The following is a 22754-nucleotide window of genomic DNA, read 5'->3' as shown; positions in this document are numbered from 1 at the left end:
CTCCTCCGAAGCCATCGCCGATCAGTGTGCCCCGGCCGACGGTTCGTCCTCTAGATCCTCGACGTCGTCACCCCACTCCACATCGAGGCTGAGGTCGTTGAGCGGCCCATGCAGGCGCAGGGGAACGCTGCGCCCCTCAAGCCAGCCGAGCAGCGTCTCGCTGGGCGTGTCGAAGGCCTCGACCAGTGTCAGGTCTATACGATAGTCCAACTCGCCGCCGGGTAAGCTTAACTCGCCCTGCCCATCGGCGCGGAAATGGTCAGAGCGCGCCTGTGCCTCGTCATTACGCAACTGCCTATCCCGCAGCGTCAGATCCCCGGTGAGATTGGTGAATCGGGTACCGGCGCCATCGGCGAAGGCATCCCGATCCTGTCCACCCAGGGCTCGGGGGACGGCGTCTTCCACCATGTCCTTGAGGCTGAAACCGAGGATTTCCCCTTCGCGGAGCAGCAGGTCCACTTCCAGATCCAGGCTATCGAGAAAGTCGGCGGGCTCCCGGGCGATGAACCTGGCCCGCAGATCGGCGTCTACCCGCGCGTCCAATGCCACCAGGTCAAAAAGGACGTTCTGGAGTTCGGCAAGATCGACATCGACGATGGAGAGATCCATACGGGCCTGCTCGGGCTCACTTCCCAAGTCGGCGCGGAGATTACCGTGGATGCTGCCGCCGTAGAGGTCGGCACGGGCAGGCTCAAAGCGTAGCGTGCTGCGGTCGCTCGTCACGCCCAGTTGCAAGCGATCGAGAACAAGACCCAGGGAGGTCAGCGCGTTGAAGTCCAGCGAACCGTCCAGACGCATGGCGCTGGCAAGATCAAGCAGACCGTGCACCAGAAACCTTATGATCGCCGGATCCACCTCCTCGGGGGTGTAACGATCAGCTTCGAGGTCGATGATCGCCGCGTCGAACTGCAGCAACGGATCCTCACCGCCGGTGTAACGAATGCTTGCCTCGGCGGACGCCTCGTCGACCCGCAGATCGGCGTCGCGGAATGCGAACTCGCCAGCCTCCAGCCGGAACCCACTCTCCAGGCTCACCCGACGCAGGGCGGTATCGTCTTCCGCGTCCAGCTCGAACCCGAACAGACGCTGGAGACCGGCGCGGAAATTGTCCGATTCGATGGCCAACCTGCCCAGGGCTGAATAGCCATCCGCCTCCGCTCTGAGCGCGCCGGTCATTACCACTGCGATTTCTGCGGCCTGCAACTGAACATCCTGCAGGGTCACCTCGCGATCCGGCTGATTGAGCCCCACGAGCCCCTGCAACGTCAGCGGCCAGCCTTCACGCGTTTCGCTCCCGTTGCCGACGTGGAGCGACAGATCATCGATCTGGACCTGCAGGCTGTTCGCATCGGGATCCGGGCGTAGCCTCGCCGCAAATGTGCCCGTGGCCGTGTTGCCCGAGGTGTGGTCGAGCGACAGGTTCATGCGCAGTCGGGCCTCGGTGTTGAGCCCGGCTTCCAACAGTTCAATGTCTGACCCCTGCACATGCCCCACGGCCGTATCCGCCGTCAGGTGCTCGATCCAGACGCGGCGCAACACCGGCTCACCGGATAGCAGCGACAGAAGGTGAACATCGGCGCGCAGCCCGTGCAGCACTGCTCCGTCCAGCGGATCGACATCTCCGACACTGACCCGATCGGCACTGATCGCAGGCCTGGGCAGCAGAGCAAGCGTGAACTCCCCTTCGATCTCGACCGGCGCACCCACGGCCTCGCTGAGCCAGGCATTCGCCCGGGGCAGATGGGCACTCGGGTCAAACCAGAGCAGCGCCGCAGCGACCGCGATGACGATAAACAACAGAAACGCCAGGGCCGCGAGCCCGAGTCGCAGCAATCCCGTCAACATCGGGAGACCCCGGCCAGACAGCGAGCAGCGTCATCGACTGTGGGAGGAGGATCAGTCGGGCGCACGGGCAAGCGCCCCCAGCGCATCAAGTTCAGTAGCAACCGCCTGTAGAGCCTTTTCCTCCATGGCCTTGTAGAGACGAATGATTTCGTGTCCGCCAGGCGTCAACCGGGCACCACCTCCCCGGGCCCCCCCGGAGTGGCTCTCAACCACTGGTTCGGCCATGGCCTGGTTGATGCTGTCCACCAGCAGCCAGGCCCGTCGATAGGACATGCCCATGCTGCGGGCCGCTGCAGAAATGGAACCCGTATCGTCGATGGCCTCAAGCAGACGGATCTTGCCGGGGCCAAGGCGAACGCCGTGCCCCAGGCGCATGCGCAGACTCAGCCGCACGTCATCGCCGTCCTCCGAAGCCACGTCGCGAACAGCCCTGATTTGTGTCATCGTCACGTCCGTTATATTTTCTGATATACAGCGAATTCGCCAGACGGTTCATGGGAGCCTACCGTGTTAAAAGCCCTTCTGCGCACCGCAATCCTGAGCACCACGCTGGCACTGCCCTTATCCATGCATGCCCAGCAGGACCGTCCGGTAATCGCTGCCGCTTCGGACCTGCAGTTTGCTTTATCGGAAATTGCCGAACAATTCGAGGCCGAAACAGGCCGCAGCGTCCGGCTTAATTTCGGCTCCAGCGGTAACTTCCGCCGGCAGATCGCCCAGGGTGCTCCCTATGAGTTGTACCTGTCGGCGGACGAGACTTACGTCCATGCTCTGCACGAGGAAGGGCATCTCGAGGATGGCGGCATCCTGTATGCCATCGGCCGCATCGTTATTGTCGCACCCCGAGGAGAGGACAGGATTGTGGATGGCAGCCTGGTCCGCCTGCGCTCCGCCCTGGATGACCGCACGCTGCGGCGCTTCGCCATCGCCAATCCGGACCATGCGCCATACGGCGTTGCGGCCAGACAGGCACTGCAGGCTGCCGGACAGTGGGAGCTGATCGAGCCACGGCTCGTCTATGGAGAGAACGTGTCGCAGGCCGCAAGATACGCGCTTTCCGGTGACACCGATGGAGGCATCATCGCCTACTCCCTGGTGCGCGGTGGGCCATTGGCCGAGCGTGCTACCTACGCCCTGATTCCGGAAAGCGCCCACGATCCCCTGCGGCAGCGCATGGCACTGGTGGCAGATGCCGGTGAGACAGCTCGGGCCTTTTACGACTATCTGCAGCAAGAAGCGGCCCGCGCCGTGCTCGCGGACTTCGGCTTCGAGTTGCCGGACACACCCTGACACGATGGACTGGACGGCGTTCAGACTCTCAGTGGAGCTCGCGGCCTGGACCACCGCCATCCTGTTACCCATTGGCCTGCTGGTGGGGCGCTGGCTGGCCTATCATCGCTTTCGTGGTCGTGGCTTCGTCGAAGCGCTGATCGCCCTGCCCCTGGTGCTGCCGCCCACCGTCCTCGGCTACTATCTGCTGGTCAGCTTCAGCCGCGACGCTCCCATCGGCCAACTGTGGCTTGCGTTCACCGGCGATGGGTTGAACTTCAGCTTTGCCGGGATCGTGCTGGCATCGGTGATCTTCAATCTCCCTTTCGCAATACAGCCGGTTCAACGGGCATTCGAGACCGTCCCCGCCCATGTACGTGAGGCCGCCTGGTGTTGTGGACTGTCCACCTCCCGCACCCTGACGCGCATCGAACTACCGTTGATCTGGCCGGGCCTCATCTCGGCCATGGTGCTCACCTTCGTCCACACCATTGGCGAATTCGGCGTGGTGCTGATGGTGGGCGGGGCCATCGACGGCGAGACGAAGACCGTGGCCATCGCCATCTACGACCGCGTTCAGGCCTTTGACGACGAGGCTGCCGGCGCCATGTCCCTGGTCCTGCTGATCGCGTCGTTCATCGCAATCGGTCTGGTCTACGGACTGGCCGGGCGCGCGAGGGGGGTCGGTGTCCGCTGATAGAGAATACGGCCTGTCCATCGAGCTGAAGGCCCAGCGCCCGATTCCGCTGGCGGTGGACTTCCACGTGAAGCCCGGCGAACTGCTGGCTCTGGTAGGCCCATCCGGCAGCGGCAAAACCACTATCCTTCGCACCATTGCCGGCTTGCAGCGGCGCGTCGTTGGCCGCATCAGCTGCGCGGGTCGGGTATGGCTCGACACAGCGCGGGGGCTAAGGCTATCGCCCCAGGCGCGACGGGTCGGCATGGTCTTCCAGGACTACGCGCTGTTTCCGCATTGCAATGCGCTTGAGAACCTCATGCTGGCGATGGATCGCGGCAGCCCTTCGGAGCGAGCCACCATGGCGCGTGCGCTGCTGGCACGCGTGCGATTGGAGGGACTTGAAAGACGACTGCCTGGCGAACTCTCCGGTGGCCAGCAACAACGGGTGGCCGTGGCACGGGCCTTGGCCAGGGAGCCCGACATCCTTCTGCTGGACGAACCCTTTTCCGCCGTGGACATGATGACGCGGCAACGGCTGCAGCGAGAGCTTGCCGCCCTGCGGCGCGATATCCGCATCCCCATCCTCTTCGTGACCCATGACCTCACCGAAGCCACCGCCCTGGCGGACCGCATCTGCGTGCTGCACGAGGGCCATGCCCTGCAGACGGACGAGCCCGAGGCACTGTTCCGACGCCCAGCCTCTCCCCAGGTAGCGCGGCTACTGGGCAGGCCGAACGTGTTCCAGGGGATGATTGTCAATAACGGACAGGGAGAGCGCCTGCGCTGGGGCTCCCTGGAGCTGGAAATCCGCGACACCACGGGGCTGCCGCCCGGTACACCGGTGCACTGGTACGTGCCGGATTCGGATATCGTCCTGCACCGCCGCGAGCGCCCGTCCCGTGGTGAGCGCGAGAATCCCGTCAATGGCGTGATTGAGGAGTGCCTGACGCTTGGGGCGCAGACTTACGTGACCCTGCACTGCAGCGAGACGGCGGACAGCCTGCAGATCAACGTCTCCACCCACGCGGCGGCGCGCAATGGCCTCACCCCCGGGGCCGAGGCTAGCGTCTCGCTCTTGAGTGACGGCATTCACGTCATGGTGCCCGAAACGGTGCAGGAACCACGGTGAACACAACGGCCGAAGCGAGCATGTGCCCACTCTGCGACACAACAAGCGGTGTACCCTATGCCAGTTGGCGGGAGCGCCGTTATCTGCACTGTGAAAACTGTGATCTGGTCTGGCTTGACCCCGCCCAACGCCTGAACCCCGCCGCCGAGCGCACCTACTATGCGACCCACGAGAATGATCCACGAGATCCGGGGTATCGCCGCTTCCTAAGCCGCGCTGCAGAGCCACTACTAGCGCGCCTTGCCCCCGGCTCCCACGGGCTCGACTACGGCTGCGGGCCAGGGCCAGCCCTTGCGTACATGTTGCAGGAGGCCGGACACACGATGGCGCTGTATGATCCCTACTTTGCACCCGCTCAGGCAGCGCTAGAGCGCCAGTACGATTTCGTAACCTGCACCGAAACCGCAGAACACTTCCACAACCCCGGCACGGAATTCCGCGAACTCGACAGCTTGTTGCGGCCAAGGGGGTGGCTAGCGGTAATGACGGGCTTTCGCCCCGAGCAAGAGCGGTTCGCAAACTGGCACTATGTGCGCGACCCGACCCACGTATCCTTCTACAGCGAGAAGAGCCTGGCGTGGCTGGCGGAACTATTTGAATGGGAAATGCAGGTGCCAGCCAAAAATGTCGTGCTGTTTCGCAAGGGCTAGTCGTTGTCCACCAGCCCTTGAGACTGCCAGCTATTCTCGCTCTTTATCGCCACTCCCCTGATGCGCTGCCGGCCCAGGAGGCGCCTTTCGGGGTTTGTGTTCAGCCTGCTTGCCGGGTGCTTGCTTCGAACGGTCCTCTCCTCCTGCTGGCCCCGGAGGCGCTTTTCGGGGAGGGGTATTGCTGTCTCGGGCTGCAGATTGGGGATAATCGTTAACCATGGCGTGCCTCGTGCTGTTAGAGCACCCGGGGGAAACCAAGGGGTGCTTACAGGCGCACAATGATACGGTCAGCGAAGTCTGTCAGTGCGTTGGCGCGCCCAACATTTCCCGGCTATTCGACCCACGCACAAAAACGGCTCCCGATGGGAGCCGCTTTTGTGTATGTGGCGGAGAGGGAGGTCCTATTCGGCGCCGCGCGCCTCACCCTTCGGGCCGCCGCCTGCGGCGACGTTCTCCCTCGCAACGCTCGGTCGTCGAACCCGACTTGTCTATCCCCGGGGGCTCGAATCCCGGCTATTCGACATACACAAAAACGGCTCCCGATGGGAGCCGCTTTTGTGTATGTGGCGGAGAGGGAGGGATTCGAACCCCCGGACCCCGCGAGGGGTCAACGCATTTCGAGTGCGCCCCATTCGACCGCTCTGGCACCTCTCCGCAGGCCGCTTACTTGAGCGAGCGCGTAGTCTACAATAAAAGCCCTTTGCTTTTGAATGACGCCCATGCCGTCACGTGTGCTACGGATACTCATTGCGACGCTTTGTCTGGGGCTGCTTGGCGCTTCGGCCTCCGGGCTTCTGTACAAGCCAACGGCGCTCGAGGGCGTACAGCAATCCGGTGTATTGCGCGTGGTAACCGTTGCCGGCCCCGCGACCTTGAGCCATACCTCGGATGGGCCCACCGGCCTGGAATACGATCTGGCGCGGGCCTTTGCAGACTATCTGGGCGTTGAACTGGACATGCTGGTCGCGAGCAGCAAGGCGGATGTCTATCACGCGCTGGCCACCGGTTCGGCTGACCTCGCGGCGGCGGGGCTGAGCCCATCTGAAGCACGTAATCGGCATTTCCGCTTCACTGAGTCCTATCTGTCGGTGGAGCAGCACGTGATCTATCGCTTCGGACAGCGTCGGCCGGAAACGGTCGCAGATCTGGCGGCCATGGACAGCGCCGATCTACAGATAGCGGCTTATGGTAGCCAGATCGAGCGGCTGCAGCACCTGCGCGGCGATTACCCGGAGCTGTCCTGGAACGAGGTCGCGAGCCCCGGTACCGAAGAGTTACTGTACCGGGTGTGGAATCGCGAGGCGGAACTCACCGTGGTGGACTCCATCGACCTGCAGCTGACCCAGCACTTTTACCCCGAGCTTCGCATTGCCTTCACCCTGGAAGGCGCCCGCGATCTGGTCTGGGCCTTTCGCAACGGCCGCGACGATACGCTGTACCGTGCCTCTGGACACTTTTTCGAGCAGATGCGCAACAGTGGTCGCCTGGCGCAAATCGAGGAGCGCTATCTTGGCCACCTGGGACAGTTCGACTACGTTGGCGCGCGGGTCTTCCTGCGCCACATCACCGAACGCCTCCCGGAATACCGCGAGGTATTCAAAGAGGCCGCTGCCCGCACCGGGGTAGATTGGCGGCTGCTGGCAGCCATCGGTTATCAGGAGTCCCACTGGAATCCCCGCGCTGTCTCCCCGACTGGGGTGCGTGGCATCATGATGCTGACGTTGCCTACGGCCCGGGAAATGGGCATTGAGGATCGACTGGATCCGGTGCAAAGCATTGACGGCGGAGCACGTTATTTCGCCAGCCTGCGACAGCGAATCCCGGAACGCATCGAGGAGCCGGTTCGCACCTGGCTGGCACTCGCCGCCTACAACGTGGGCATGGGCCACCTCGAAGACGCGCGGCGGCTGACGGAGATCCGCGGTGGCGACCCCGACACCTGGAAGGACATCAAGGACTCACTGCCGCTATTGAGTCAGAGGGAATGGTACGAACAGACGCGATTCGGTTATGCCCGCGGCCAGGAGCCGGTCACGTACGTCGCGCAGATCCGCACCTACTACGATCTGCTGACGCGCATTACCGACCCGGAACCAGGCACTACGCTTGTGACCGTGGGACGGCCCTATGAACCGGAGGCCCGCCGCCGCGCCCTGAATCTGGCGGGGTTGTTGCAGTCAACACTGTGAACGGCATCTTCGCCGTCGCGCCATGAAGAAACGCTTCAGCAGTTCCGCACTCTCATCGGCCCGAACTCCGCCGAGCACCTCGATTGTGTGATTGTGCAAGCCGGGTTCTAGCAATTGAAATCGGCTGGTGACCGCGCCGGTCTTCGGCTCCGGGGCTGCATAGACCAACCTTGCGATGCGGGCGTGGATCAAGGCCCCGACGCACATGACGCAAGGTTCCAGGGTGACATACAGGGTTGTGCCGGGGAGACGGTAGTTGCTCAGGCGCCGCGCCGCCTCCCGGATCACGTGGATCTCCGCATGCAGGGTCGGATCATGGGCGCCAAGGGGATGATTCCATCCCGCAGCCAGTTCCTCGCCGTCCTTGACGAGTACCGCACCGACCGGCACCTCGCCTGCCGCTTCGCCCTGTCTTGCAAGGGTCAGCGCGCGATCCATCCAGCGCTGATCCTCCACTGAGGACGGCGCAACATCGTCATCACTACTCATGTGTCGGAAACGCGATCCAGGGTCGCGGCGTGGCGGCGGACGTACTCCTGCAGCCAGCGGACAGCTTGCCGGTCGGACGCCGACCCGACGCTCGGGTCACTGAGATCCAGCTCAGCGAGCCTGGCGACCCGCTTTAGCGCCTCGCTGGGTGGCTGCGCCACCCGGACACCGCTGCTCAATTCCCAGACATGGGGCTGATAGCCGCTGCTCAGATCATCGCTCGGCCGACCCGCGGCGATGTCATCCAGCGTGTCCCAGTAGTCCATCAACAGGTGATCGACCTGCTCCAGTGCTGCCAGGTTGCCTAGCCTCTCGGCTTCCAGCTCCGTGGCGGAACGCCCATGCCGCCGGTACCGGCGTTGCGCGATTTCCAGTACCTGTTCGATGGTCGCAGCGGCGGAGTGAAGATCCATGGCTTGCTCCGAGGGCGCCCCCTACTCCCACTCGATGGTGGCCGGTGGCTTACCGGAAATATCGTAAACCACCCGGGAAATGCCATGAATCTCGTTGATGATGCGCCGGGACACCAGATCAAGGAACTCATAGGGCAGATGCGCCCAGCGGGCGGTCATGAAGTCGACGGTTTCGACGGCACGAAGCGCGATCACGTACTCGTAGCGTCGGCCATCACCGGTGACACCCACGGACTTCACCGGCAGGAAAACGGCAAACGCCTGGCTGACCTTGTCATACCAGTCATGGCGGCGCAGTTCATCGATAAAGATGGCGTCGGCACGGCGCAGCAGATCTGCATACTCCTTCCTGACCTCGCCGAGTATGCGCACACCAAGACCCGGCCCCGGGAAGGGATGGCGCTGAATCATGTCGGAGGGCAGGCCAAGCTCAAGACCGATGCGCCGCACTTCGTCCTTGAACAGTTCTCGCAGCGGCTCTACCAGCTTGAGCTTCATGTGCTCCGGCAACCCACCCACATTGTGGTGGGACTTGATCACATGGGCCTTGCCGGTGGCCGCACCTGCGGATTCGATGACATCGGGATAGATTGTGCCCTGGGCCAGCCAGTCCACATCCTGCAACTTTGCCGCCTGTTCATCGAACACGTCGATGAACAGGTTTCCAATGATCTTGCGCTTACGCTCGGGATCGGTCTCACCCTCCAGCGCGGCGAGGAATCGCGCCTCGGCATCAACGCGGATGACGTTCACACCCATGTGACGGGCGAAGGTCGCCATCACCTGGTCGCCTTCATCCTGGCGCAGCAAGCCGTTGTCCACGAACACGCAGGTGAGCTGATCACCGATAGCCCGGTGCAGCAACGCCGCCACCACCGAGGAATCGACCCCGCCGGAGAGCCCCAGCAATACCTTGCCGTTACCCACCTGTTCCCTCACCCGCGCGATGCTGTCCTCGATGATATTCCCGGACGTCCACTCACCGGCGCAGCCGCAGATGTCGTGCACGAACCGGGACAGGACTCGCGCACCCTGGGTGGTGTGGGTGACCTCCGGGTGAAACTGCACGCCGTACCAGCCGCGCTCATCATCACCAATACCGGCAATGGGTGCGGACTCGGAACTGGCGATGATCTTGAACCCGTCCGGCAGCACGCTGACCCGATCCCCATGGCTCATCCACACATCGAGCATGCCGTAGCCTTCCGGCGTGGTGTGATCCTCGATGTCACGCAGCAGCCGCGAGTGCCCCCGAGCACGGATGCTGGCGTACCCGAACTCCTTCTCGTCAGAGGCTTCGACGCTGCCGCCAAGCTGCGACGCCATCGCCTGCATGCCGTAACAGATGCCCAGCAGCGGCACGCCAAGCTCGAAAACGGCGGCGGGAATACGTGGCGTCTCGGAAAAGGTCACCGACTCCGGGCCACCGGACAGAATCAGCCCGGTGGGCGCAAAGTCGACAATGGCCTGATCCGCCACATCGCAGGCATAAATCTCGCAGTAGACCCCCGCCTCGCGCACGCGCCGGGCGATCAACTGCGTGTACTGCGACCCAAAGTCGAGAATGAGGATGCGGTCTGCATGAATATCGACGGCCATGGAACTCCTGCTGGATCGTATCTATAACGGCGGCACCGGGGCGCCCTGCGATTCAGTCGCTGCGATAGTTGGGCGCTTCCTTGGTGATCGAGACGTCGTGCACATGGCTTTCCCGCACGCCGGCTCCGGTAATGCGCACGAATTCCGGCCGGGTGCGCATTTCCTCCATGCTCGCGCAACCGACGTAGCCCATGCTGGCGCGCAAGCCACCCATTAACTGATGGACGATGGCCACCATGCTGCCCTTGTAGGGCACACGCCCTTCGATGCCCTCCGGCACCAGCTTTTCCACTTCTTCGACCGTGTCCTGGAAGTAGCGGTCGCTGGAGCCCTGCTGCATGGCACCCATGGAACCCATGCCGCGATAGGACTTGTAGCTGCGGCCCTGGAACAGCTCCACCTCACCTGGCGCCTCTTCGGTACCGGCCAGCATGCCACCCACCATGGCCACATGCGCGCCGGCGGCAAGCGCCTTTGCCAGATCACCCGAATAACGAATGCCGCCATCGGCGATCAGTGGTACATCGGTGCCTTTCAGGGCGGCCGCCACATTGGCAACGGCAGTGATCTGCGGAACACCGACACCCGCGACGACGCGGGTTGTACAGATGGAACCGGGCCCAATTCCCACCTTGACCGCATCGGCACCGGCCTCGACCAATGCCAGTGCTGCGTCTCCGGTGGCGATGTTGCCGCCGATCACCTGCACCTCGGGATAGTGCTGCTTGATCCAGCGCACCCGGTCCATCACACCCTTGGTGTGGCCATGAGCGGTGTCCACCACCACCATGTCCACCCCGGCCCTGGCCAGGGCATCAACCCGCTCTTCGGTGTCTCCACCAGTGCCAACCGCCGCGCCGACACGCAGGCGCCCCTGCTCGTCCTTGCAGGCATTGGGGAAATCCTTGGCTTTCTGGATATCCTTGACAGTGATCAACCCACGCAGCCGGAAGTCATCGTCCACCACCAACACCTTCTCGATCCGGTGGCGATGCATCAGATCGAGGACTTCCCCGCGGCTCGCGCCTTCCTTAACAGTCACCAGGCGATCGCGCCCGGTCATGATCTCGCGCACCGGCGCATCATGGCGCGTCTCGAACCGCAGATCCCGACTGGTAACGATACCCGCCAGTCGCTCGCCATCCGTCACCGGAACCCCGGAGATGCTGTGCGCGCGCGTCAGGGCGAGCACATCGCCGATGGTGGTATCCGGGGTGACCGAGATGGGCTCCTTGATCACTCCACTTTCAAATTTCTTGACCCGACGGACGTGCTCCGCCTGCTCGGCGACACCGATATTCTTGTGCACCACGCCAATGCCGCCCTGCTCGGCCAGGGCGATGGCAAGCCGCGCTTCGGTGACCGTGTCCATGGCTGCCGACAGCAATGGAATGTTGATCGTGATCTCACGTGTGACCATGGACTGGAGCTGCACCTCGCGGGGCAGCACGGCGGAATAGGCGGGCAACAGCAGCACGTCGTCGAAGGTCAGTGCTTCCTGAGCAATTCGAATCATCGAGACACCTTGCATCCGGGGAGTGGGTAGGCCGGTAGCCCAAGTAGCGATCGACTTATGCCCGGTCAAGCGGTCTGGGTGACCTGCCCCGGGCGTCTTGCGGCAGTGCGGCACCGCTCCTTGAGTAAGCCGACTAGTATAAGAACTCTTGCCCCTCGCCGTAAACGACCAATGGCCTACGCGCCATAATGGCAAGGCTCGGGCCATCGCAGGTATCATGCCGCGATGGCCGAAAATACCTTGCAACATCAACCCCCCGACCGCGCTGTGCTCACGGTGTCCCAGTTGAACCGGGAGGTCCGCGATCTGCTTGAACAGGGGCTGCCGCTCCTCTGGGTGGAAGGAGAAATCTCAAACCTGGCCCAACCAGCATCCGGTCACCTCTATTTCACCCTCAAGGACAGTCGCGCCCAGATCCGCTGCGCCATGTTCAAGGGCCGCAACCGGCTGCTGCGGTTTCGGCCCTCCAATGGCGCGCAAGTCCTTGCCCGGGGCCGGATCAGCCTGTTCGAGCCCCGTGGCGACTATCAGCTGATCATCGACAGCCTGGAAGAGGCCGGCGACGGCGCGCTGCGCCGACAGTTCGAGGAACTGAAGACCCGCCTGGAACGTGAGGGCCTGTTCGATCCGGTGCGCAAGCAGGCTCTTCCACCGTTCCCGAAGCGCATAGGGGTGGTCACCTCCCCCAGCGGTGCCGCCATTCGCGATGTGTTGCATGCGCTGGGCCGGCGCTTCCCCGGTATTGACGTACTGATCTACCCGGTCCCTGTGCAGGGCAGCGGCGCAGCGCAAGCCATTGCCGACATGCTGAAGCTCGCCGACAACAGGCAGGAAGTCGACGCCCTGCTCCTGACCCGGGGCGGTGGTTCTCTGGAGGATCTTTGGGCATTCAATGAGGAAATCGTGGCCCGCGCCATTGCCGCCTGCTCACTGCCGGTGGTGAGCGCCGTGGGGCACGAGATCGATTTCAGCATCAGCGACTTCGTGGCAGATCACCGCGCCGCAACACCATCAGCCGCCGCCGAACTGCTGAGCCCGGATGGCGCCGCCCTACTTGATCGGATCGGCAGCCTCTCCAGCCGGCTTGCACAGCGAATCCACCTGAAGCTGAGCAGGCAAGCCGAACGTCTGTCGACACTGGAGCGGCGCCTTGCACGGGAGCACCCGGCGCGTCGCCTGCGGGACAACAGCCAACGGCTGGATGAACTGCAACTCAGGCTGGCAGCGGCCATGAACCGTTTGTCGCGCCGCGATGCCCAGCGCCTGCATGCGGCTCAGCAGCGGTTGACCGCCCAGCACCCACGGAAACGATTGCAGCAATACCGGGAGCAGATCCAGCAGCTTGGTCAGCGGTTGCGAAACAGCTGGCGCAATGGCCATGACCCAAGAGTGCGTCACCTTGGCGGGCTTGCCCGCGAGTTGGAGGCGGTGAGCCCCCTGGCGACAGTGGCCCGGGGTTACGCCATTGTCCGCGATCAGCAGGGCCGCGTCGTCCGGGAGGCGGGAGCCGCCACCCCGGGCGACAGGATCGTTGCAACCCTCGGCAAGGGCGCCCTGCACTGCCGCGTCGAGGACGTTGAACCAGTCGTCAATGTAGCGCCGGAGACACCCCTGCTACCGAAATAACGAGTTGGACATCCCCGCAGCGCATCAGGCACTTTTCAAGCTCCCGCACTACGTGTATATAGCGCGTATCCGGCCGAGAACGGTCTTCCGTCGCGGCGCGGAAGTGGCGGTTCGGAGCCGCTGTCCTTGGGCGCTCGAGGGTGTAGAGATGGCTCGTCGCGTGCGTGATGAATCCGACCTGATCGGAGCGGAAGGTGACGGGGATTTCGAGGATCGGTGGGATCAGACAGACAACCACCGCTCGCATCGAAGTCTAAATGGCCGCAGAGCCGATGCGGTATCGCATCGGCGACGGATCGAGGACTTGCAGGAGCAGCGCATGCTGCGCAGCCTGCTCAGCGATCTGGATAGCGACTACCCGGAACTCTGACGTTTGTGCGGGTGAATCGCCCTGCTGGTCGACTCACCCGTAGATCGTCACGCAAACCGGTCCCGATCATGAGCTTCGTTGAAGTCGATCCGCGGCATCCGGGAGACGATGCGCGTCGGGTTGATGAATTCATGACTGCGGTAATAGTGATTGCGAATATGGTCCATATTCGTGGTATCACCGAAACCGGGGCGCTGGTAGAGATCCTTCACATAATTCCAAAGGTTGGGGTAGTCGGCGATACGACGTTCCGAGCACTTGAAGTGCACTGAGTAGACCGCGTCGAAGCGCACAAGGGTGGTGAAAAGGCAGATATCCGCCTCTGTCACCCTGTTTCCAGCCACAAAGCGCTGCCCGCCAAGCACTTCATCCCAATGGTCAAGCGCTGCATAGAGCGCATCACCGGCCTCGTCGTAGGCCTCCTGGGACTGGGCAAACCCGCATTTGTACACCCCGTTGTTGATGGGCTCGTAGATTGCGTCGATGACACGCTCTACTTCGTCCATCAGATCTTCCGGTGCATAATCCGTGGTGTCCTGCGCCACGCTGTTCCATTCATGGTCAAACATGCGCAGGATTTCACGGGACTCGTTGTTGACGATGGTGTTCTCGCGACGATCCCACAGCACCGGGACGGTGACCCGGCCAGTGAATTCGGGATCGGCGGCCGTATAGACGTCGCGCATGTAGCGAGCATTGTGCACCGGATCCGGCGTGCTGCCAGGCCAGTCCTTGAACTCCCAACCCTCTTCCAGCATAAGCGGATGCACGACTGAGACGGGAATCGCCGTATCCAGACCCTTCAGGCGGCGCATGATCAGCGTGCGATGTGCCCACGGGCAGGCGTGGGACACGTACAGATGGTATCGACCGCCTTCCGGACGAAAGCGCTCGCCTTCGACGTCACGCACCCAGTTACGAAACTTCGACTGCTGCCGGACAAAGCGCCCTTTGTCGTCCGGCTCGTAGCCCTGCTGGTACCAGACACCTTCGATGAGTCGACCGCCCATGGGACCTCCAGTCAATGCGGAGCAAGCATTCAATGTGGACGATATTAGTCCATTATCGGACTATTTGTCCAATCAAGCTCTACACCATCTCTCTCGCCAGTTCAGCGACCGCCCTGTCGGCGCTCTTCCTCGAGGTCACTGAGTTGGAGGTTCAGGGCCGTAACCGACATCTGGATCTCCCGTACGGACAGACCAAGCGACACCATCAGCAAAATCAGACTCAGGCCAAAAATAAGTTTTCCCAGAAGAATGAAGCCGGCAAACAGCAGGAACATGCAGAAAACGCAGAGAAACAGACTGGCCACACCCGCTGTCTGCATGGAGCGAATCAGGATGACCCGGCGGCGGAGGTTATCGATCTGTCCCATCAGCAACCGATCGTGGGTGTCGCGGTATTTCGACTGCAGGTCGCGAATCAAGGCGGCCAAGGCGAGGAAGCGGTTGGTATAGGCGAGCAGTAACAGAGAGACTGCGGGAAAGAGTAGTGCTGGCGTAGAGAGGGTCAGTTCCATTGCCCTATTATGCAACCGCCGTGGGCCAATGCCCACGGCGGCTTTTCACACGCTGCGGTTATGCTTACTGCGGCTGTTGCTGCTGGAACTGCTGTTCCATCTGCGACCGCAGTTCGTCAAAGCGGGCAAGCAACTCGTCCGTGTCCGGATCCTCGGCCCGCATGGCATCCATCAGGTTATCTTCGAAGCTCTGCTGGGCAGCAATGACCTGCTCATCCTGCAGGGCCATCTGCTGTCCCTGCTGGAGGTCCATCTGGATCTCCTGAGCTTCTTCCATCATGGCCTGACGCTGATCGTCGCTAGTTCCCTCGGCTTCGAATTCCGCCTGGATCTGCTCCAATCGCGCGATGGCTCCATCCGGATCGAACCCTGCATCTTCCATGGTGCTGCGAACCATGCTCTCGAGTTCTTCAGCCTGATCCTGCAGCTCCGGATTGTTCTCAACGGCCTGCTGCTGGATCTGGATCAACCGCTGCTGCAGTTGCTGGATCTCTTCCTGTCCCTGCTGCTGGGCCATTGCGGACCCGGTGAAGGCAAACGCCAGCATGGCGATTCCTGCCACTATGAAATTACGTGCACAGACTAGACGCATCATGACGCGTTCTATCTCCTGTCGATGGCTCTCAATGTAGCCAGTGAATTGTCGACTTAGCCGCTCACCATACCAGTGTCGGCCGGAGCCCTGTCAAGCAAGTGTCGGTTTTATAGTCGCTTTTCAACGACTTCAACCGGCCAGGCCTGTTTATTGTTGTGGTGCTCCGACCGCCGCCAACAGGGAAACGTTCCCCCAGCCTCCCTATTCATGCTTACGGCACCCCGGTAGACTTATGCGCCTTTTTGAAAACCGCAACGGTGGTCCGGGCACACTGACCCACGGCCGCTCAAGGAACGTCACCATGAAAGCGCTGTCGCTGCATCAGCTTTCCAAGACGTACAAGTCCGGGGTGGTTGCCCTGCGCGAAATCACCCTCGATGTTGAGCAGGGGGAGTTTTTCGGTCTGCTCGGCCCCAACGGCGCGGGAAAATCGACGCTAATCGGTATCGTAAGCTCGCTGGTCACGCCAAGCGGTGGCCGAATCGAGGTCATGGGACACGATCTCATGGCGAAACCATGGGAGGCGAAAAGCCAACTCGGCCTGGTTCCCCAGGAGTTCAATTTCAACAACTTCGAAACCGTGGAGCAGATCGTACTGAATCAGGCGGGCTACTACGGCATGCCCCGAAAGGAGGCACGTTCACGCCTCGAGCGTTTCCTGCGGGAACTCGATCTGTGGGAAAAACGCCACGCGGTCTCGCGAACCCTGTCCGGTGGCATGAAGCGGCGCCTGATGATCGCCCGGGCGCTGATACACGGCCCGAAGCTGCTGATCCTGGACGAGCCCACCGCCGGAGTGGATATCGAGGTCCGCCGCTCGATGTGGCAATTTCTGCGCCGCATCAACCGCGATGAGGGCGTGACCATCATTTTGACCACGCACTACCTGGAAGAGGCGGAGAGCCTCTGTCGCCGGATCGCCATCATCGACGAGGGGCGGCTTATCGAGGATACGGACACCCAGTCCCTGCTTGAAAGGCTGAGCACCCAGGCCTTCATCCTCGACACAAGTACCGCCATGGGCGAACCCCCAGCACTGACCGACTACGCAGTAACTTTGCTGGCACCGAAACAACTGGAAGTGGAGGTGAGTCGCGGCCAGAGCCTTAGTCACCTGTTCACCGAACTTTCAGCGCAAGGGGTCGAAGTGACGGGTATGAAGAACAAGTCCAACCGGCTGGAAGAGCTCTTTCTGCGCATGCTTCAGCAGAACCACGCGGCCCAGGCGTCCTGATATCGAATCGGAGACCACCATGTACTGGCAACGCTCGCTCACCGCTCTGCTAACCATCGCCTCAAAGGAGACCCATCGCTATCTGCGGATCTGGGTGCAGACTCTTGTTCCTCCCGCCATCACCATGGCCCTGTACTTTGTGATCTTCGGCAATCTAATCGGGCCGCGAATCGGATCGATGGACGGCTACACCTACATCGATTTTATTGTGCCCGGCATCATCATGATGGCGGTGATCACGAATTCATATGCCAATGTCGTCTCTTCTTTTTTCGGAGCAAAGTTCCAACGACATGTGGAAGAGATCATGGTCTCGCCCACACCGAATGCGGTAATTCTCCTGGGCTATGTCGCCGGCGGTGTCGGACGCGGCCTATTGATTGGCCTCATCGTGACCATCGTTTCACTTTTGTTCACGCGCATGCCCATTCACAGCATCACCATTACTATCTCGGTGATTTTCCTGACAGCAGTGCTGTTCTCGCTCGGGGGCTTTATCAACGGCGTATTCGCGCGAAAGTTCGATGATATCTCGATTGTACCGACCTTCGTGCTGACACCCCTCACCTACCTGGGCGGTGTCTTTTACTCAGTGACGCTGCTACCTGACTTCTGGCGACACGTTTCCATGATGAATCCGATACTTTATATGGTGAATGCCTTCCGTTACGGCATTCTGGGCACGTCGGATATCAACATCTGGTTCGCCTACGCAATCATTATTGCATTCATTGTTGCGTTGGCAGGTTTCAGCCTCTGGCTGCTGGAGCGTGGAGTGGGATTACGGTCTTAGGCGAGAATGAGGCCCTGCGCGATAGTTCGCGCAGGGCGACGCGGGAAATGGCGGATCAATCGACCTTGAGCGCGTCCAGGGAACGACCTTTTTGTTCCCACTCCTTGATCCAGGAAGGCTTGCGACCGCGACCACTCCACCCTTTTGACGGGTCGTCGGGATGGCGGAATTTGACCTGAGCCGGTTTCTTTGCTGTCTTGACGCCCGCGGCACCAGCAACAAGGTCCTGAACCGTGATGCCGAATCGCTCTGCTATGTTCTTTAGCTCTTTCTGAGCTTCCTTGACATCTTCCTTGCGCCGACGATTGAGCTCCTTGTCGATATCTTTTTTCAATTGCTTGAGTTGCTGTGGGTTGTACTTTGAAAGATCCATTACTTCTCCTCGAGAACCCGACAAACTGCGATCGACAAGGCAGCATGGGAGACTGCCTGTAGCCGACCGATACCATTAAGCAGCGCCATTATTGCGCATTTTTTTATGGATTAGAATTTTTTTTGATATCTCCCAATAAAAAGGCGGAATCACCATGGCAATTGGAAGACAACCCAATTCAAACCTCAAAACATGACAGGCATTGGGCAGCACTTCCGTTCGGAGTATAGTTGCGCCTCGGCGCGGCCCGTATACACGGTTGGCGACGCGGCGTTTGATATCGGCCCAAAACCGGAGTTGACATGCAAGATCAGGTTTCAGCCACCCCCGGCGTACTCACCGTCGAGCTCGATTTCCAGCGAAGCGCAAGCAACGCCCCGCCCCCAGGACCTCTGACCCGGGAACAGGCGGACGCACTGGGCTGGGCGATCGCCGAGGATCTCACACGCATGGTCGGCAAACTGGAATCCCATGGGCTGGTGATTTTGGGCGGTCTCTATGACATGACAGAATTACTTCGCCCCGGGCTGCCCTTGGTTGACGTGCTCATGGATCTTTATCTGAGGAGCCTTCCGGATAGCCGCTTTCAGCCACAGTTCATGACCATCGGTACGCAGGGTGACAGCTTCCCGATACCCTCTATTGCTCCAGCCTGTGAACCGGGAAGCGGTCCTTTGTTTGCAGTGCCATTCCTGTTTGTTGGCAAACGTGCAGATATTGACGAGTTGAGCGGAAAGCTCGAGAAAACGCTGCTGGAGAAGGGAAAGGCATCCATGCGGACCGGCGAACTCATCACCGAGCACTTCGGCGTCCGTCCGGTGAACCTGAGCTATGCCACCTTCAATGACCTGTGCGCCCTGCTGCGTATCCAACTGGAACATAACGGCTTTGCCGAACTCTGGGAACTGCTGGAAGCAGCACTATTTCCGTCGGAGACGGTGCGGCGGGTCAGTCTGCCGGAAGGCAATCTGTTTCTACTTCGGGAGGCGTCCTGCTTTACGCGATTCCAGCCTTTCGGGCAGTGGGCGGCTCAGTACTCGGGTGACGCTTCACTGGAAGAGGCCTGGGGCCATTGGCACCGCAGGCAAAGGCAGTTCACTGCGGGGCTATTGGCGCACGGTATCGAGGTTCGTGTGACATCGGGCAATGAGGTAGGAGGGCTGGCCGAACAACCCGTCGCCGAGGCTTGGGGCCTCGCAGCGATGTCGGCAGCCCCGGGCGATACGCTGAACCTGCGCGACGTCATCATCGATGAGGGAAATCGCGCCACCGCCACGCGGATCAGTCTGACGGAGCACAGCCTGCCCGGCCTGGGACCCGTGGCCTACACCGCCGTATTCGAGGGCCCGCGCGGCGAGACCCTCGCCATGATCAACGATTATCCCCTACTGCCCCAGGCTGTTCAGGAAATTCCCGATAACTGGCGTGCCGAGGCGAGGGAACTGGGTGTGGAGTTGACCATGCACCGACCCGAAAGCCTCTGCTATCGGACGGATCCGCCGGCGTTGATTCCCGCCACCGAAGTCGATTCAGCCGCGCGGCACTGACATCCGGGCACTGGCTACGGGTTCAGATAGAAATGGGACCAGCGATCACTGTCGTCCATCTCGTATCGATCCCGCACGTGCAGGCGGCCCTCCCGTGAAGTCCAGAACTCGATCATGCGGGGACGGACCCGGAATCCGCCCCAGTGGGGCGGCCGGGGGACCTTCTGCCCCTCGAAGCGCACCTCCACGTCCTTGACCTGCGCCTCCAACTGCTCCGGTCCATCGAGCGGTTGCGACTGCCGGGACGCCCAGGCACCGATCTGACTCAGCCGTGGACGACTGGCAAAGTAGGCATCGGACTCCTCGTCGCTGACAGGCTCCACAGAGCCTTCCACCAGTACCTGCCGACCCAATGGTGCCCAGTGGAAGCACAAGGCCGCATGCGCGTTTGCAAGCATTTGCTCGCCCTTTCGACTCTGCTTGTTGGTATAGAAGACGAAGCCCTGCTCATCCATGGCCTTGAGCAGCACCGTACGCGCTGATGGCCGGCCGTCAGCCCGCGCCGTGGCCAGTGTCATGGCGTTGTGCTCCGGCACTGCGTCGGCCCTGGCCAGATCAAAAACCTCACGAAAACGACGTACAGCCTCATCCGGCAGGATCATGGTTGGTCCTCGTCAAAATCTGTGTTCTTTCAGGAAGAAACCGCGTCCCGGGATGCCCCGTTGGCCGGCTCGACGTGCAGTCGCAGCCCCTCGACCTGGTTGATCCGCAGGCGATCCCCACGGCGCACCGGAACCGGACATTCCGCATTCCAGACTTCACCCTGGAAGCGAACCTTGCCGCCGCCATCCACAAAGTCGGTGACCGCCAGCACGGTTTCATCAACCATGGCCTCGGCACCAGAGGCGATTCGCCGTCGCCAGGATTTGACGGCCATGGAACTGATGCCAAGGAAAATCACCAGGCTCAGGGCGGAGACGGCCAGAACCACTTCGAGGGAAATCTGGTAGGCCTCAACCCCGGTGTCAATCAACAGCAGCGAGCCAAGTGCAAAGGCTATTAAACCACCGATACCGAGTATGCCGAAACTGGGGGCAAACGCCTCCGCCACCATGAACGCTACGCCCAATATCATCAGCGCCATGCCTGCATAATTGATGGGCAGGGCCTGGAAAGCGAATAAGGCCACCAGAATGCAGATGCTGCCTAGCACACCTGGCACGATGCCACCGGGGTTCATCAGTTCGAAGATGATGCCGTACACGCCCACCAGCATCAGGATGTAGGCGACATTGGGGTTGGTGATGATCGAGAGCAACTCGGTCCGCCAGTCCGGATCAATGTATTCCAGGGTCATGCCTTCAGTGGAGATGGTGGTCTCACCGGTGGAGACCCGGACGGTCCGCCCATCGATAGCCTCAAGCAAGTCTTCGATGTTATCCGCCATCAGGTCGATGACGTTTTTCTCCAACGCTTCCCGGGCTCCGAGGCTGGAAGCGTCACGAACGGACCGCTCTGCCCAATCTGCATTGCGGCCGCGTGTCTCAGCGAGTTCGCGAATGTAGGCGACGGCATCATTGACCATCTTGCGCTCCATCGCCGTGGCACCCTCCCGCTCTCGGGAAGAGCGATCTCCGCCCTCACCCGACGATTCCTCGGCCTCCTCGCCATTCTCCTCGACCGCGGCGTCGTCACCGTTGCCGTTGCCGTCGTCGTCATCGCTGTCGTCTGTTCCCGGTGGCTGCGGGCCGCCCACCTGGACCGGCGTTGCCGCGCCCAGATTGGTTCCGGGTGCCATGGCTGCAACATGGGAGGCATACATGATGTAAGTGCCCGCGCTGGCGGCACGCGCGCCGCCCGGCGAAACATAGCTCACCACAGGGATCGGGCTATTCATGATCTGCCGGATGATGTCCCGCATGGCGGTATCGAGGCCGCCGGGCGTATCCATCTGAATGATAATGAGCCCGGCGCCGTCGGACCGTGCCCGCTCAAAGCCCCGAATCAGGTAATCGCTGGTGGCTGGCCCGATCGCACCCTCGACCTTCAGCACGTAGGCACGGCTCTGGGACTCTTCCGCCTGACTGCCGGTTACCAGAAATGCCGCGAACAACAGCAGCATGATGACAAGATGACGTCGCATGATAATGACCTTCTTGCGCCTGCAGAGATTCGACTGCGCGGAACTGCCGGCGTTCCACCAGTGAACATGTTCGTCAATCAGAGTCTAAACGCTGCAGGCGATGGCTGTAGTCCAGACCCGTGGGCCGAAGGTCGGGACTACAGCCGGGCGGGATCAGGTCAGGGCACTGACAATGCGCTCTCGCACGGCGGCAAGCTCGCCGACACCATTGACCGTGACATAACTCGGCGCCAGTTCGGCGCCACCCTCCGCGAGTTTGCGGTAGTAATCAACCAGGGGCTTGGTTTGTTCATGATAGACTTCAAGGCGCTTGCGAACGGTCTCCTCGCGGTCGTCATCACGTTGAACCAGCGACTCGCCCGTCTCGTCGTCCTTGCCTTCGACCCGCGGCGGATTGTGCTCGATATGGTAGACGCGACCGGAACCCGGATGCACGCGCCGACCCGCCATGCGGCTGACGATTTCCTCATCCGCAACCTGAAGCTCAAGCACGTAGTCGAGGGCGATCTGCTCATTGCGCAGGGCATCTGCCTGGGCGATGGTCCGCGGGAATCCGTCGAAAAGGAAGCCGTTGGCGCAGTCGTCTTCGGCAATGCGTTCCTTGACGAGGCCAATAATGATCTCGTCGGACACAAGCCCACCGGACTTCATAACCTTGTCCGCAGCCTTGCCCAATTCCGTCCCGGCCTTCACGGCGGCGCGCAGCATGTCCCCTGTGGAAATCTGGGGAATTCCATACCGCTCACAAATGAACGCTGCCTGGGTGCCTTTGCCCGCGCCGGGCGGCCCCAATAGAATGATACGCATGCGATATCTACCTCCTCAAAAATGCA

At 61.5% G+C, this 22754-nt stretch carries 23 protein-coding genes, 1 tRNA gene and 1 other RNA gene; 10 read left to right on the top strand and 15 right to left on the bottom strand.

What is annotated here, in order from left to right; all coding sequences use genetic code 11:
- Positions 1–21: 21 nt before the first annotated feature.
- Complete coding sequence (locus tag J2T57_RS17515; protein WP_253482399.1) at positions 22–1845, bottom strand: AsmA family protein; 1824 nt, start codon at positions 1843–1845, stop codon at positions 22–24.
- Between the two features lie 51 nt (positions 1846–1896).
- Entirely contained in the window at positions 1897–2220 is a 324-nt protein-coding gene (locus J2T57_RS17510; protein WP_253483037.1) for a winged helix-turn-helix domain-containing protein, read from the bottom strand.
- A gap of 132 nt (positions 2221–2352) precedes the next feature.
- Between J2T57_RS17510 and modA the strand changes: the two genes are divergently transcribed.
- Genes modA through J2T57_RS17490 form a run of 4 tightly spaced genes read left to right on the top strand, consistent with a single transcriptional unit; the run spans position 2353 to position 5572 of the window.
- Complete coding sequence (modA, locus tag J2T57_RS17505) at positions 2353–3135, top strand: molybdate ABC transporter substrate-binding protein (RefSeq protein ID WP_253482397.1); 783 nt, start codon at positions 2353–2355, stop codon at positions 3133–3135.
- A gap of 4 nt (positions 3136–3139) precedes the next feature.
- Entirely contained in the window at positions 3140–3811 is a 672-nt protein-coding gene (modB, locus tag J2T57_RS17500; RefSeq protein WP_253482395.1) for a molybdate ABC transporter permease subunit, read from the top strand.
- The gene (locus J2T57_RS17495; RefSeq protein ID WP_253482386.1) at positions 3801–4922 is read left to right on the top strand and encodes an ABC transporter ATP-binding protein; all 1122 of its coding nucleotides are present in this window, start codon (positions 3801–3803) and stop codon (positions 4920–4922) included. The genes modB and J2T57_RS17495 overlap by 11 nt, the downstream gene beginning before the upstream one ends.
- Positions 4919–5572, top strand: a complete 654-nt coding sequence (locus J2T57_RS17490; protein ID WP_253482384.1) for a class I SAM-dependent methyltransferase — start codon at positions 4919–4921, stop codon at positions 5570–5572. Before J2T57_RS17495 ends, J2T57_RS17490 begins: the two co-directional genes overlap by 4 nt.
- Positions 5573–5956: 384 nt before the next feature.
- Here J2T57_RS17490 and J2T57_RS17485 read toward each other — a convergent pair.
- Together J2T57_RS17485 and J2T57_RS17480 are read right to left on the bottom strand one after the other, a co-directional pair.
- Positions 5957–6081, bottom strand: a non-coding RNA gene (locus J2T57_RS17485) — RtT sRNA.
- A 55-nt stretch (positions 6082–6136) separates the two neighbouring features.
- Positions 6137–6226, bottom strand: a tRNA-Ser gene (locus J2T57_RS17480).
- A gap of 65 nt (positions 6227–6291) precedes the next feature.
- Between J2T57_RS17480 and mltF the strand changes: the two genes are divergently transcribed.
- A complete protein-coding gene (gene mltF / locus J2T57_RS17475) occupies positions 6292–7761 on the top strand; it encodes a membrane-bound lytic murein transglycosylase MltF (RefSeq protein ID WP_253482380.1) in 1470 nt (489 codons plus the stop codon).
- Here the strand turns inward: mltF and tadA are convergent.
- The 4 genes from tadA to guaB are packed head-to-tail and all read right to left on the bottom strand — an operon-like array spanning position 7750 to position 11775.
- Positions 7750–8250: a tRNA adenosine(34) deaminase TadA gene (gene tadA, locus J2T57_RS17470; protein WP_253482378.1), complete on the bottom strand. Its 501-nt coding sequence runs from the start codon at positions 8248–8250 to the stop codon at positions 7750–7752. The genes mltF and tadA overlap by 12 nt on opposite strands.
- Positions 8247–8663: a hypothetical protein gene (locus tag J2T57_RS17465; RefSeq protein WP_253482357.1), complete on the bottom strand. Its 417-nt coding sequence runs from the start codon at positions 8661–8663 to the stop codon at positions 8247–8249. The genes tadA and J2T57_RS17465 overlap by 4 nt, the downstream gene beginning before the upstream one ends.
- Before the next feature lie 21 nt (positions 8664–8684).
- Positions 8685–10262, bottom strand: coding sequence for a glutamine-hydrolyzing GMP synthase (gene guaA / locus J2T57_RS17460; protein ID WP_253482354.1), 1578 nt, complete (start codon positions 10260–10262; stop codon positions 8685–8687).
- Between the two features lie 52 nt (positions 10263–10314).
- Positions 10315–11775, bottom strand: a complete 1461-nt coding sequence (gene guaB, locus J2T57_RS17455) for an IMP dehydrogenase (RefSeq protein ID WP_253483034.1) — start codon at positions 11773–11775, stop codon at positions 10315–10317.
- A 228-nt stretch (positions 11776–12003) separates the two neighbouring features.
- Here guaB and xseA point away from each other — a divergent pair, with 228 nt between their 5' ends.
- The gene (xseA, locus tag J2T57_RS17450; RefSeq protein WP_436262718.1) at positions 12004–13404 is read left to right on the top strand and encodes an exodeoxyribonuclease VII large subunit; all 1401 of its coding nucleotides are present in this window, start codon (positions 12004–12006) and stop codon (positions 13402–13404) included.
- Between the two features lie 148 nt (positions 13405–13552).
- Complete coding sequence (locus tag J2T57_RS17445) at positions 13553–13774, top strand: hypothetical protein (protein ID WP_253482331.1); 222 nt, start codon at positions 13553–13555, stop codon at positions 13772–13774.
- 47 nt (positions 13775–13821) lie between these two features.
- Here the strand turns inward: J2T57_RS17445 and J2T57_RS17440 are convergent, their stop codons facing one another.
- From J2T57_RS17440 to J2T57_RS17430, 3 genes are all read right to left on the bottom strand, one after another.
- Positions 13822–14784, bottom strand: coding sequence for a glutathione S-transferase family protein (locus J2T57_RS17440; protein WP_253482329.1), 963 nt, complete (start codon positions 14782–14784; stop codon positions 13822–13824).
- Between the two features lie 101 nt (positions 14785–14885).
- Positions 14886–15296 carry a DUF2721 domain-containing protein gene (locus J2T57_RS17435; RefSeq protein ID WP_253482316.1) on the bottom strand — a complete coding sequence of 137 codons (411 nt, stop codon included), beginning with the start codon at positions 15294–15296 and terminating at the stop codon, positions 14886–14888.
- Positions 15297–15360: 64 nt separating this feature from the next.
- Positions 15361–15891, bottom strand: a complete 531-nt coding sequence (locus J2T57_RS17430; protein WP_253482313.1) for a hypothetical protein — start codon at positions 15889–15891, stop codon at positions 15361–15363.
- Between the two features lie 301 nt (positions 15892–16192).
- Here J2T57_RS17430 and J2T57_RS17425 point away from each other — a divergent pair, with 301 nt between their 5' ends.
- Together J2T57_RS17425 and J2T57_RS17420 are read left to right on the top strand one after the other, a co-directional pair.
- Positions 16193–17125, top strand: coding sequence for an ABC transporter ATP-binding protein (locus tag J2T57_RS17425; protein WP_253482309.1), 933 nt, complete (start codon positions 16193–16195; stop codon positions 17123–17125).
- 19 nt (positions 17126–17144) lie between these two features.
- On the top strand, positions 17145–17918 hold the full coding sequence (locus tag J2T57_RS17420; protein WP_253482306.1) for an ABC transporter permease: 774 nt from the start codon (positions 17145–17147) through the stop codon (positions 17916–17918).
- 55 nt (positions 17919–17973) lie between these two features.
- Here J2T57_RS17420 and J2T57_RS17415 read toward each other — a convergent pair whose 3' ends face one another.
- Positions 17974–18291, bottom strand: coding sequence for an H-NS histone family protein (locus J2T57_RS17415; protein WP_253482303.1), 318 nt, complete (start codon positions 18289–18291; stop codon positions 17974–17976).
- 302 nt (positions 18292–18593) lie between these two features.
- On the opposite strand from J2T57_RS17415, the gene J2T57_RS17410 reads away from it, so the two are divergent.
- Positions 18594–19838, top strand: coding sequence for a hypothetical protein (locus J2T57_RS17410; RefSeq protein WP_253482300.1), 1245 nt, complete (start codon positions 18594–18596; stop codon positions 19836–19838).
- A gap of 14 nt (positions 19839–19852) precedes the next feature.
- Here J2T57_RS17410 and pdxH read toward each other — a convergent pair whose 3' ends face one another.
- From pdxH to adk, 3 genes are all read right to left on the bottom strand, one after another.
- Positions 19853–20440: a pyridoxamine 5'-phosphate oxidase gene (gene pdxH / locus J2T57_RS17405; RefSeq protein ID WP_253482283.1), complete on the bottom strand. Its 588-nt coding sequence runs from the start codon at positions 20438–20440 to the stop codon at positions 19853–19855.
- Positions 20441–20469: 29 nt separating this feature from the next.
- Positions 20470–21921 (bottom strand): NfeD family protein, encoded by a 1452-nt coding sequence (locus J2T57_RS17400; RefSeq protein WP_253482281.1) that lies wholly within the window; start codon positions 21919–21921, stop codon positions 20470–20472.
- A gap of 153 nt (positions 21922–22074) precedes the next feature.
- Positions 22075–22728, bottom strand: coding sequence for an adenylate kinase (adk, locus tag J2T57_RS17395; RefSeq protein WP_253482278.1), 654 nt, complete (start codon positions 22726–22728; stop codon positions 22075–22077).
- Positions 22729–22754: the final 26 nt, after the last annotated feature.

The organism is Natronocella acetinitrilica (assembly GCF_024170285.1).
GTDB lineage: Bacteria > Pseudomonadota > Gammaproteobacteria > Nitrococcales > Aquisalimonadaceae > Natronocella > Natronocella acetinitrilica.
This window is presented reverse-complemented; position numbering and strand designations above follow the sequence as displayed.